At 40.6% G+C, this 11,978-nt stretch carries 12 protein-coding genes; 7 read left to right on the top strand and 5 right to left on the bottom strand.

The window, feature by feature from the left end:
- From FFM67_RS09890 to FFM67_RS09880, 3 genes are all read left to right on the top strand, one after another.
- A partial coding sequence (locus FFM67_RS09890) for a SpaA isopeptide-forming pilin-related protein (protein WP_170178021.1) occupies window positions 1-866 on the top strand: 866 nt, incomplete at its 5' end.
- Between the two features lie 158 nt (window positions 867-1,024).
- Window positions 1,025-1,777 (top strand): alpha/beta fold hydrolase, encoded by a 753-nt coding sequence (locus FFM67_RS09885; protein WP_137614400.1) that lies wholly within the window; start codon window positions 1,025-1,027, stop codon window positions 1,775-1,777.
- 63 nt (window positions 1,778-1,840) lie between these two features.
- Window positions 1,841-3,028: an iron-containing alcohol dehydrogenase gene (locus FFM67_RS09880; RefSeq protein WP_137614399.1), complete on the top strand. Its 1,188-nt coding sequence runs from the start codon at window positions 1,841-1,843 to the stop codon at window positions 3,026-3,028.
- Window positions 3,029-3,069: 41 nt separating this feature from the next.
- On the opposite strand, the gene FFM67_RS09875 is transcribed toward FFM67_RS09880, so the two are convergent.
- The gene (locus FFM67_RS09875) at window positions 3,070-4,065 is read right to left on the bottom strand and encodes an acyltransferase family protein (RefSeq protein ID WP_137614398.1); all 996 of its coding nucleotides are present in this window, start codon (window positions 4,063-4,065) and stop codon (window positions 3,070-3,072) included.
- Window positions 4,066-4,360: 295 nt separating this feature from the next.
- On the opposite strand from FFM67_RS09875, the gene FFM67_RS09870 reads away from it, so the two are divergent.
- The 3 genes from FFM67_RS09870 (at window position 4,361) to FFM67_RS09860 (ending at window position 6,911) form a co-directional block, all read left to right on the top strand.
- Window positions 4,361-5,233 (top strand): alpha/beta hydrolase fold domain-containing protein, encoded by an 873-nt coding sequence (locus FFM67_RS09870; RefSeq protein ID WP_137614397.1) that lies wholly within the window; start codon window positions 4,361-4,363, stop codon window positions 5,231-5,233.
- A 30-nt stretch (window positions 5,234-5,263) separates the two neighbouring features.
- Window positions 5,264-5,878 (top strand): TVP38/TMEM64 family protein, encoded by a 615-nt coding sequence (locus tag FFM67_RS09865; protein WP_137614396.1) that lies wholly within the window; start codon window positions 5,264-5,266, stop codon window positions 5,876-5,878.
- 82 nt (window positions 5,879-5,960) lie between these two features.
- A complete protein-coding gene (locus tag FFM67_RS09860; protein ID WP_137614395.1) occupies window positions 5,961-6,911 on the top strand; it encodes a Gfo/Idh/MocA family protein in 951 nt (316 codons plus the stop codon).
- Between the two features lie 616 nt (window positions 6,912-7,527).
- On the opposite strand, the gene FFM67_RS09855 is transcribed toward FFM67_RS09860, so the two are convergent.
- Window positions 7,528-8,259 (bottom strand): MIP/aquaporin family protein, encoded by a 732-nt coding sequence (locus tag FFM67_RS09855; RefSeq protein WP_137614394.1) that lies wholly within the window; start codon window positions 8,257-8,259, stop codon window positions 7,528-7,530.
- Between the two features lie 256 nt (window positions 8,260-8,515).
- Window positions 8,516-9,526: an alcohol dehydrogenase catalytic domain-containing protein gene (locus FFM67_RS09850; protein ID WP_137614393.1), complete on the bottom strand. Its 1,011-nt coding sequence runs from the start codon at window positions 9,524-9,526 to the stop codon at window positions 8,516-8,518.
- Window positions 9,527-9,734: 208 nt separating this feature from the next.
- On the opposite strand from FFM67_RS09850, the gene FFM67_RS09845 reads away from it, so the two are divergent.
- Window positions 9,735-10,361 (top strand): DUF1054 domain-containing protein, encoded by a 627-nt coding sequence (locus FFM67_RS09845; RefSeq protein WP_137614392.1) that lies wholly within the window; start codon window positions 9,735-9,737, stop codon window positions 10,359-10,361.
- On the opposite strand, the gene FFM67_RS12450 is transcribed toward FFM67_RS09845, so the two are convergent.
- A complete protein-coding gene (locus tag FFM67_RS12450; protein ID WP_246042973.1) occupies window positions 10,358-10,579 on the bottom strand; it encodes a hypothetical protein in 222 nt (73 codons plus the stop codon). The genes FFM67_RS09845 and FFM67_RS12450 overlap by 4 nt on opposite strands.
- 315 nt (window positions 10,580-10,894) lie before the next feature.
- Window positions 10,895-11,437: a biotin transporter BioY gene (locus FFM67_RS09835; RefSeq protein WP_137614391.1), complete on the bottom strand. Its 543-nt coding sequence runs from the start codon at window positions 11,435-11,437 to the stop codon at window positions 10,895-10,897.
- Window positions 11,438-11,978 lie beyond the last annotated feature (541 nt).

The following is an 11,978-nucleotide window of genomic DNA, read 5'->3' as shown; positions in this document are numbered from 1 at the left end:
TCATTGAAGCTGAATCAAAAGGCCAACCTGCAGTTGTGGTAGCTAGTGATCAGTTTATCAACTACCAAGGAAGCGCGAAATTAATCAAACAGGATGCTAAAGGGAATGCTTTAGCAGGTGCTGAGTTTAAAGTGATCGATGAGAACAATCAGACGATTCAAGAAAAGCTTGTTTCGAATAAAGAGGGCGTTGTAGAGGTAGAAGATTTGGCACCGGGCAACTACCAATTTGTCGAAACAAAAGCACCGAGAGGATACATTCTTAATAATAAAAAAGTTTCATTTACAATAAAAACCGAATCTAAGGATAAACCAGCAGTTGTAGTAGCAAGTGATAACTTTGTTAATTACCAAGGAAGTGCACAACTAATCAAGCAAGATAAACAAGGTAATCATTTAGCTGGGGCGGTTTTCCGGGTGGATCAATTAGATGATCAGGGTAAAGTATTAAAAGCAGGTGTCCAAAAGAATTTAAGTAGTAGCAAGACTGGAGTCGTTCTAGCTACTGATTTAGCACCTGGCAACTACCAATTTGTTGAAACACAAGCACCAAAAGGGTATCAATTAAGTAACGAAGTGAAAAAATTTGTTATCCAATCTCAGGCAGAAGATACACCTGAAACCGTTGAATTAGGTAAATTCATCAATCAACTAATACCTGAAAAGCCCAAAAAGCCAACGAATAAACCGCAATCTAAACATTCGAACCATTCAACAAAACCAGTGAACTCTGCAACAAACAATGCTAAGGAAGCAAGAAGGTTGCCGCAAACAAATGATGTTAAAAACTATAGCATGATTATTTTAGGAATTTTAATTTTAGCTACAATCGTAATCGTCGGTTATCGACGCTATAGAAATAAATAGTCTGATTCAGTTACTCTTAAAAAGCATTAAGGCCTTTTCAGGTCCTTAATGCTTTTTTATGGCCCTTTATCTAGATTTTGCTCATCAAAGATTTAAATCGGGCTTTCATGCTAGAATAGGGATGATTGGTTATGCTGTATTTTATTGGGAGGTTGATGATGAAAATAAAAATTCGGAAGCGTTTGATTGGCAATATTCCCTTACTGGAAGTTGTCGCAGAGGACAAAGTTTATGAGCCGTTGCCATTGATTATTTATTATCATGGCTGGCAGACGTCCAAAGAGTTGGTGCTGACTCAAGGTCGGAAATTAGCCGCGCAGAATTTTCGCGTGTTATTGCCGGATGCAGCGAATCATGGGGAGCGTAAAACAAAAACTTCGGAGATTCCTTCGTTGACTTTTTGGGACAGTATCCAAACGAATCTCTATGAGTTTGGTTTCTTGGTAGATTATTTTGAAAATCTTGGCTTGGTGATGGGCAAAATTGGAGTCGGCGGTATCTCAATGGGGGGGATCACGACGTGCATGCTGCTGACGCAACATCCGGAGATTGATGTGGCTGCGTGTGTGATGGGTTCGCCGGCACCGATCAAATATCGGGAACGAATCAAACAACATGCCAGTGAGCTAGGTTTTTATTTACCTCCGGATTATAGACAGTTGACTTCGTGGCTTAACGAGTATGATTTATCGTTAGCACCGAAAAAAGTGGCTGGTCGCCCATTATTTTTCTGGCATGGAACAGAGGATGAAAAAATTCCTTATGCACATACGGCAGAATTTATTCAGGCCAATCCGCAAGCTAATATGACCTTCATCAGTGCACAAGAGCGGCACTTTGTAAAGGTTACGACGATGGATCAGATCACGGATTTTTTTGTGAGCAATTTTAGTAGAGAAAAGGGAAGTTAGTTTCATTCTGAAAAACTTTGACTTATGATAAATAGATAGAGTAAATTGAGGAGGAAAATAGCAATGGAGAATTTTGATTTTCATGTAACGACGGATATTCGTTTTGGAAAAGACCGCTTAACAGAATTACCAGAAGTCTTGAATCAATTTGGGAAAAAGGTTTTAATCGTCTATGGTGGCGGCAGTATCAAAAAAATTGGCTTGTACGATAAAGTAATGGAGCAACTAAAAGACAACGGCAACGAAGTCTTTGAATTAGCCGGTGTCGAGCCAAACCCACGAGTGGAAACGGTTCGCCGCGGGGCAGAAATTTGTCGTAAAGAAAAGGTCGATGTGGTCCTTGCTGTCGGCGGCGGGTCAACGATTGATTGTGCCAAAGTAGTTGCAGCGGCGACAAAATTTGACGGCGATGCGTGGGATCTTGTGTTGCAACGTCGGAAATATACAGGCGGCGCGTTGCCGTTAGTGACGATTTTGACTTTAGCGGCGACCGGGAGTGAAATGAACAGCGGAGCCGTGATCTCAAACCTTGCCACTCATCAAAAGCTAGGTACCGGTAGTAAAGCAATGTTGCCAAAAGTTTCTTTCTTAGATCCGCAAAATACATTCAGTGTTAATCAGTATCAAACAGCGGCGGGCTCAGCAGATATTATGAGTCATTTGATTGAAAATTATTTCAAACGGACAGAAGGAACCGACGTTCAAGATTCTGTTTCTGAAGGTTTAATGCGTTCGGTCATTAAAAATTGTCCGATCGCTTTGAAATATCCTGAAGATTACGATGCCCGGGCGAACTTGATGTGGGCTAGCACGTTAGCGTTGAACGGCTTGACTGGTAATGGTAAACCCGGCGCTTGGTCGTGTCATCCGATGGAGCATGAATTGAGTGCCTTTTATGATATCACCCATGGCGTCGGCTTAGCGATTTTGACGCCTCGTTGGATGGAATATGCCTTGAATGATGAAACAGTGGATAAGTTTGCCAGCTTTGCTTGGAACGTCTGGGGCGTGGAGGAACGTGTTCCAATGATGGCGGCCCGCATGGGGATTCAAAAATTATACGACTATTTCAAGGCTTGCGGGATTCCTATGACCTTGCCAGAAGTTGGTATCGAAGAAGAAAAATTTGATGAGATGGCGAAGCAAGCGGTGGCGCACAGCACGATCAAAACCGATGCTTTTGTCCCGTTGGATGAAGCGGCGGTTAAAGCAATCTATATAGCTTGTTTAACTGAAAGTAGTTTTGACTAAAACAGTTTGAATAAAAAGAAAAATGGCTGGGACAAGTAGTCTCAGCCATTTGGCATAATAAAATGTAAAATTCGAGAGAGTGTTTTTTGCAAGGTCAGTGTGACTTTTGGTCGAGACAATAGATACAAGATCAAGAAAGTCCCGGCGACTAATAATATCAGATGTAGCAGGGGATTGTTTACAGCTTGGGTTAGTTGCACTAAAGGAGCGACTAAATACACATGCAGTAAGTAGATCGCCAGCGTTTTTTGGCCCCACGAAGTAAAGAAGTGCGGTTTAGGCGCTGCCAAACTAATAAAGACAAAAACAAAGGCGAAGCCCACCAAGTACAAAAGAACACTATTTAAAATGTTTTGATACAACGGCAATTTGAATAATAAGAAGGAACGATCCCGCCACAAGATCTCGGCTGGTAAATCTGTCTGGACCCAAAAATAAGCAATTCCCAATCCGGCTAAAATAATTCCGATACTGAAAAATTTACGCCAACGTAAACGGTGAATTTTTTCCAGCAACGTCCGATCCATAAAATAACCGGCTAAAAAATAAGGCAAGAAGCCTAAGGTTCGTGCCATCGCCATGTATGTCCCAAACTCGCTTAGAAAACCGGAAAAAATACCAATAATGAAACTTATAATTAAGATTCGCCGAACTTTCACTAGGTCTGGTAGTAGTAAACGCCAGATAAACATACAATATAAGTACCAAAGGGTCCAACCTGGACTCAGAATCATAAATTCATCGATTTTTCCAATCGCCAACATGATGAGGGACAGGACTAAATTCAAGAGCAAGTACGGTACGAGGAAAGTCTCGACTGCGGTGGCTCGGCCTTTAGCTAAATTTTTCGAGAAGTAGCCGGAAATAAAAATAAATACCGGCATATGAAACAGATAGATGAAAACATACATAAATTCACCCACCTTGTTATCTAAACGAAAGTATTCCAGGGCGTGTCCTAAGACGACAAGTAGAATCAAAATGCCGCGAATATTGTCATACAGATATTCACGATTTGGTTTTGTGATTGTGGACACCTCCTTCAGATTCCGTTATGCTTAAGAAGCAGACTACGATGATTCACCTGTCTATTGTAGCATGAAAAGGTGTGTTCGTTTAGTTAAGATCATAATAAAATCAGTCCTCGCTACTGCAATTATTAGTACGGTTTTTTGGATTTTTTTGCAAGGAGGATTTGGAAGAACCGTTGCATAAAAAATGAAAAAATGGGTAAATTCCTGTAAACTCTATTTAATGGAAGAATTCGGAATAAAAAAATAAACTTGGTTTTTCAGCACCCAATTTGAGATGAACGTGCACAAGGAGATGGCGATGCGTTATTCAGCAAAATTTGTAAAAAATGTCTTTAAAGTAATCAACATGAAAAAACTAGTAGGGGCGACGATGGTGGATCCTCCTAAGCGACGCCGCTTAATCAGTCGTCAGCTTTCTCAAACGGATATTCCGCAAAAAATAGCTGAGATCGCTGGGCATCAGCTGATTACGTTATTTCCTGCGCAGCCCACCAAGTATCATGTGTTTTATCTTCATGGTGGCGGCTATGCCTTAGAAGCCTCTCCTTTTCATAAAGAAATACAAGAACGTTTTGTGAAGCGTTATAATTTAAAAGTAAGTTATTTTGATTATCCTTTGGCGCCGGAAAATACGGCGGAAAAAACGGTCCCTTTAACGGAGAAAGCCTTTCAACAATTGGCTTACCTTTATCCTGACGACGAGTTTCGTTTATTCGGGGACTCAGCAGGTGGCGGCTTAGCGATGAGTTTAGCGCAGCATCTGAGAAATATTGATTTGCCGAAGCGGCCCAAAAAAATCGCGCTAGCCTCTCCGTGGCTGGATGCGTCACTAAGTGATCCCCGTTCACAAGAACTTCAAGAAAAAGATGTACTATTAGAAAAAGATCTCTTGGCTGAGGCCGGCGAAAATTACGCGGGGGAATTGTCTTTGACGGATCCGATGGTTTCGCCGATCTACGGCAGCTTTGATGACCTTGGAGAATTATTCGTTGTGGCGGGAACGGATGAAATTTTGTATCCCGATGTTTTGCGACTGCAGGAACGAATCAAGCGCAGTCAGGGGACCACGATGCGTTTAGAAATCGTCGAAGGCATGATGCACGATTTTGTTGTATATCCTTTGAGAGAATCATTGCCATATATAGATCAGATCGGAGAATTTTATCAATAGTAACTCAACTAACCGGTTAGGAGGGAAAGGATGGAGCAAAAAACGAAACATGAACCGTCGTGGCACCAAAAGATGATTCAAGTCTTGCCGGTTATCGGCTTAGCGACGTTTGTTTTTATTTTGATTTATATCCGTCATTCGGGCATGTTCAGCTCTGTGTCTGATTTGCAGCATTTTATTAAGAGCTTTGGCAGCTTTGCTATTTTTGCTTTCGTGATCGTTCAGGCGATCCAGCCGGTCATTCCTTTTTTGCCTGGCGGATTTGCGACGATTGTGGGGATGTTGATGTTCGGGAATATACCCGGCATTCTATATAGCTACATCGGTTTAGTAATTGGTGAGATTGGTTTATTTTTATTGGTTCGACGCTTCGGGCCGCGTTTTGCCCGGCTGGTGTTGTCAGAGAAAAATTTTGATAAATTTGAGAACACTCTACAAACCCATACCCAAGATATTAAGCGATTATTGATCGTTTGCTTTATTTTCCCATTTTTGCCAGATGATTTGACTTGTCTGGTAGCTGGGATGACGGATTTATCTTTCAAAGAATATGTTCAGATCATTATGGTCTTCAAACTATGGTCGGTGGCTTCGTATGGTTATGTATGTCTTTTCGTATTAGACAAGACCTTGGCACGATTTTAATTAAAACAAGCGCCTCAGACTGTTTCTGATTGATTCACTAATCAAGAAAGTGATGAGGGCTTTTTATTTAGGAGGAAATGAAATGATTTGTTATGGTATTTTAAGTACGGCCCAGGTCGTTCCCCGTTTTGTAGCAGGAGTGAAAGAAAGCAAAGACGGGGTCGTAACGGCGATCGCCTCTCGCGGCCTGGAGAAAGCGCAAAAAATGGCGGAAGAATTAACTATCCCTAATGCGTTTGGCAGTTATGAAGACTTGTGCCAAAGTACTGAAGTAGATATCGTATATATTGCGGTCTACAATAAGGGCCACTATGAAGCGGCTAAGCTGGCGTTAATGAATAATAAGCATGTGCTGTTAGAAAAACCCTTTACGATGACCTTGGCACAAGCGGAAGAACTTTTTGCCTTAGCCGAGGAGCGTCAGCTATTTTTGATGGAAGCGCAAAAGGCCTTGTTTTTGCCGATCACCCAACAAGTAAAAGCAGTGATCCGACAAGGAAAAATCGGAGCAGTCCGCTGGCTGGACTCAGTCACTGCTTATCCAAATATCGATCACATCTCGTGGTTTCGTGACTTGAGTGCTGGTGGCGGTGTTTTACGAGGAGCGGGGACCTATCCATTAGAATACATGCAGCACTTGCTAGATACTGTGCCAAACGCACAGGGAACCTTATATTTTCCAGAAGGACAATCTGACGCGCAAGCACAAGTAACCTTGGGATTTCCTGATGGCGTAATCGGTACGATTTTTCTAACGGTGGAATTGGATTTAACGAAACAAATGATTGTTTATGGTGAAAAAGGTAAGATCGTAATACCGAATTTTTGGAAGACAGACCATGCAGAAGTTCAATATGAAGATGGAGAAACGGAAAAACTACACAGTCAGCAAGCGAGTGAGTTTGTTTTTGAAGTGGAACATGTCAATGAGTGTTTAGAGCAAGGATTGCTACAAAGTCCCGTGGTAACAAAGGCGTTGACACTACAGACGGTGGCGATCACTGAAGCGATCTATCAGCAAAACAAAAAATAATTGGTAAAAGCCTTGTTGATGTGCTATAGTGTGTCTCATGCGACGAGTCGAGCGGATCTGTAATTTATGATCCTTCGATCCAGAGGCACAAGACGTATGTCACCTGTCGGATTTCAGGCGTGTCGGAAAGAAGCTTAGTGGACGAAGAACCTTTCTATCAAATTTTATTTGATACTGGGAGAACCGTGTTTGGAATTTATTCCAAACACGGTTTTTTGTTTTTTATTGAGACTACCGAGAGAAGGAGTTGCTGGAGTACTAACCTGCGAGTTCGGTGATTTTAACAACGTTTCTTTGGAGAGTATACGATGAGTAATCGCCAACAACCGTCTGATTGCATGGACTCGCTGGCGACCATTCAATAAGTCGCTCAAACCATACATCTGAAGAACTCGCAGTCTCAGAATTAAGCCAATCAAGTATAAAAGAAGCGTAAGAGAGAGAATCGTTTTACGATCCGTGGATAATTGATCTGGAAAAAGAGCGAGTAGGATGCCAATGCAGAATACCAATGAAAATGGAAAAATAAAAAAACCAGGTCACTGACAATAAGATGTCAGCGATCTGGTTTTACAAGTAGCCAATGAGATAGAAGCTACGTCTACCTCATTCTTTCTTAGATAAATAAGAATTTATATAAAGCAACGGCAACGATAGAAGCTAAGATTGGCGCACATACGGGCACCCAAGAATAACTCCATTGTGAATCGCCTTTGTGTTTCAATGGTAATAATGCATGCATAATACGCGGACCTAAATCACGAGCTGGATTTAATCCTGGTCCGGTTGGTCCACCAAAGGAAGCAACCAATGTCCATACTAAGAAACCTAACGCTAAGTGAGCCGTTCCTAAATTATTTTGGAAGAAAGGCGCTTTGGTGATTCCTAAAGCCCCTAAGAATAAAATGAATGAACCAAAGAACTCATTCACGAATCCGTTAAATTTAGAACCTACACTGTTGATCGTAGAAAATGTTCCTAAAACATGTAAGGTATCTTCTGTTTGATCGTAGTAAGGTTTGTAACACGCAACAACAATCAATTGACCTACCATCGCGCCAATAATTTGAACGCCGATGTAAGGAAGAACTTCAGACCAAGAGAACATGCCACTAACTGCTAAACCAATCGTAAACGCTGGGTTGATGTGGTTACCGCTAATACCACCAAACATCATTGCAGGAATCATAACCCCACATCCATAACCCACAGCAATCAACATCCAGTCACTACCGTAACCTTTTGTTCCTTTCAAATCAACATTAGCAACCGCACCGTTTCCTAACATAACCAACAGAGCAGTCCCTAAAAACTCAGCCGCTAAGCGAGTAGTCAGTGAATAATCCATAAAAACCTCCTAATTTTTGAAATGAAAATATAAATGAAAATTTCAGTCTATATCTTAATACCATTTCGTTGAATTAGCAAATGTTAACTCCAAAAAACAGAAAATTTCCGAATTTTAATGTAAATAAAAAGCGTTTTAGCAGTTAAAACAAAAAAATTGTTGAGAATTGATGAGACTAACGGGAATGAAAGCAAGGCTCGTTCGATTGGATACTCTAAAAACCAGCAAAAAAAATCTCGTTTTGGAAAACGAGGTTTTATTCATTCACTAAGACAAGATGGCGGAAGTTGGGATTGTTTTCAATTAATTTGTGGGCACCGTAGAAATTTTTATCGGAGAACCCATTTAATTGCGCGGTCAGAATTGATCGCAGCAGTTTCTTTTCCCACATATAAACTAGAAGCTCCATAATTTCATGGGAATACTTGATGCCTTCATCACTGGAGAAGGTCGTATCCAAAAATTCTTCGCAATAAAAATTTTGAAAATCAGGGTCGAGGTCTTTGTATTTTCTTTTCACGAAATGCAGCAATAAAATCTTGGCGGAGTCTTTAAATTCTCCTAACTGATCAAAGCCTTTTTCCTTTTCTGTATCAAGGTTGATGACATAATTTATCGGTGTCAGCTCTGCTGCGGTCAATTCTTGCGAAAGATTGGTGGATTGAGAAAAGACGGTGTCGGCCCCCATATTCTTGATCCAGATCTCAGAATTATTTTTGTCGATAGTAGCAGCAACGTTCAACCCCGCCCATTTTGCCAGCTGGATGATCGTCGCTCCTAGTCCATCAGAAGTATTTAAAATTAATAAATTTCCCTGATTTTTTCCAGGCTTAGGGGTTAATTTCAGTTGTCTGAATAGTACCTCAAAGGCTAGGAAAAAACTATAAGAAAACGCAGCGGCTTCATCTGTGGGAAACGAGTCAGGTAATTTTACGACAGAACGCCCATCGACGATCTGAAAATTACTGTAGCTTCCGTATTTCCCTACCTTGTTCACATACAGTACACGATCACCGACATTCAAATGGGGGTGATTGCTGCCCATGCGGGTAATGATGCCTACCCCACCAAAGCCAAGGATATATGGTTTTTTTGGTCCTTTGATGTGCTGCCTGATTTGTGTGTCTAGTGTACTGATAGAAATAGCAGCGATTTTTATCATTAAATCATTTTCCCGTAGCTTTGGAAGCATGATTTTGTAGTGTTCAAATTTTTTCTCTTCTTTTAAACGAAATTTTTTTTCGAACCCAATAGCGTCTGAAATCATTTGTTTCACCCTCCTCAGAAATAAATTTCTGATTCCTTACTAACTAAATTACTACCTATAATATACTTGATTTAACAAAGAGAGGGAAATAATTTCTTTAAAAATAAAAAAGTTTGCAACTTTTTTTGTGAACTTTTCGAATAGTTGTTTGCTTCGTTAGCTGATATACTGACGATGAGCGATTATTGACAACGAGGAGGCTGTATTATTGTTTACTGAAGAAAGTTTTAAAGTCTTTGAAATAGCTGGATTAGATCAGCGAATGGTGGAGATCCGAAAAGAGATCCAACCGACCTTTCAACAACTCAATGAAGTTTTTCAACAGTTTTTAGAACCACTGTTAGATGAAAAACTAGTTATTCACATCGCGCAGCATCGCCGCCGAACAACGAATCCCCCTGAAAATACGTGGTCGGCGTTAAGCCGACAAAAACGTGGCTATAAGATGGAACCACATTTTCAATTAGGGATTTGGCCAGACTATGTTTTCATGTGGCTGTCCTGCATTGATCAGCCAAAAAATGAAGAAGCAATCGCCCAGAGTCTATTGGATAATCAACAACTATTTACTGCGTTGTCACCAGATTTTGTTTTGTCTGGCGATCATACGAAGCCAAACCTCACAGAGCTGTCACCAGAAAATATAGAAAAGCTATTGAAACGGTTCCGAGATGTGAAAAAGGGCGAGTTTCAAGTTGGAAGAATCATCAAAAAAGATGATCCTTTATGGCGAGATCCTGAAGCCGCCCAAACCTATATGGTGGATACGTATAAACAATTAGTACCAATCTACCAAATGGTTAAACAAGCAAGTTTTGCACAAGTGGAAAACTAAAATAATAAATACAGGGCCGCAAAAAATGGCCCTGTATTTATTTTATTCCGCATATTTCTGAATGGCATCCACTGCTTTTTTATAGCCGCCAGCATGGAGACAGCAGGAAGCATCAAGTATTCTGCGATTTGTTTGCTAAAAGGCATTGCGATGGAATGGATCACATAATCAAAGGTCTCATCCTCCATCTGTTGCAGAATATCTTGGATCAGATCCAACCCATGATCCAACAAAACGTTAAAGCCATTCTTGAAAAGAGTCAGATCATATTGATAGGGACGATAAGAGGTCCCGGCTTCTTCGATTTTCTCACGGAATTCTTCGCTAGAAAAATAAACGATTTCTACACCTCGAGTGCTTCATTCGTTTACTAAACCTAAGGATGGGTTTACATGTCCCTGAGTAGTTACATTTAAAAATAGAACTTTTGTCATAAGTCTCGCTTCTTTCATAATTAATTGGGTGTTCGTATCGAAAATAAAACAAGAGCACCTGATCAAGAAGTCAAGAAAAAAATTCCCATTGCTGGGAATTTAACGGTACACATAATTTGTAAAAGGTAATCTGCGTCCAAGCAATATGCCAAGATAACCTGCGGCAAAAGCTTTGATCACTCCGGGCAAGATAAAAGGAATCATTCCTGCGGAAAAAGCAGTGTCCCACGGTAAGTTTCCACTAAATTTCAACCAAAGGGAACCGAAGATCAGTGTAATGAAAGCTCCGATCACATTGGCTAAGATTGACCAGAAATAATTAAATTGTGACTTCTCTAAAATCCATCCGGTAAAATAAGCTTGGAAAATAAAGCCAACTAAAAAGCCGCCAGTTGGTCCGAAAAAACTAGCGATTCCTGCGGCACCGCCTGCTAAGACAGGTAACCCGATCATTCCCATCAATAGATAGATCGCAACAGCTATCGTTCCGGTCTTTTTGCCTAAGATGGTGACCACAATGCCAACAGCGAAGGTCTGAAGGGTTAAAGGGATTGGACCCAAGGGGATAGTAAACTGAGCTAAAACACTAATTACTGCCGCAAATAATCCGGCCAAAACAATTTCTCGACTACTTAATTTCATAAACTCACTCTTTCGTTAACATATTATTTTTAATTGGTTAACGAAAGTATAGTACAAGGTTAACCAGATGTAAACAAAAAAATAAATCTTCTTCCGTCTAGAGTAGTAAACAGACTTTATACGTTCGAAGGATGAAGGTGTATCCGTATTGAGAGAGAAGGCGATGGCTTAATGCCAACGGATCATCACGTGAAAGGAGGGGCAGATCTTGGAAGAAGGTGCTGTGCATGCGATTGAGTGAAGAATTGAAAACCGCCTTCAAAGCTATGGGTAAAAATAAACGGCACAGCTTTTTAACAATGATCGGCTGAATCATTGGCGTTTCTGCGGGGATTCACGTCTTTTCTATCGGTGGTGATTGGGCTTATCTTTAGCTGGTTGCCAGCTAAAAGTGCAGCAAAAAAGATAGTGTTTCCTTGTTACGTTGATTCAATTAAAAAAACGTCTGTAAACGAAAAATTTGCGAACGGTTTTTCAAGTTGTACTAATACATAGTTACCATAAAAAATTAGGATAATAAATCATTGATTAGATTAGGAAA

It is taken from the genome of Enterococcus viikkiensis, from assembly GCF_005405345.1.
GTDB lineage: Bacteria > Bacillota > Bacilli > Lactobacillales > Enterococcaceae > Enterococcus_A > Enterococcus_A viikkiensis.
Note: the sequence above shows the minus strand (reverse complement) of the source record. Positions and strands in the feature narration are given on the sequence as shown.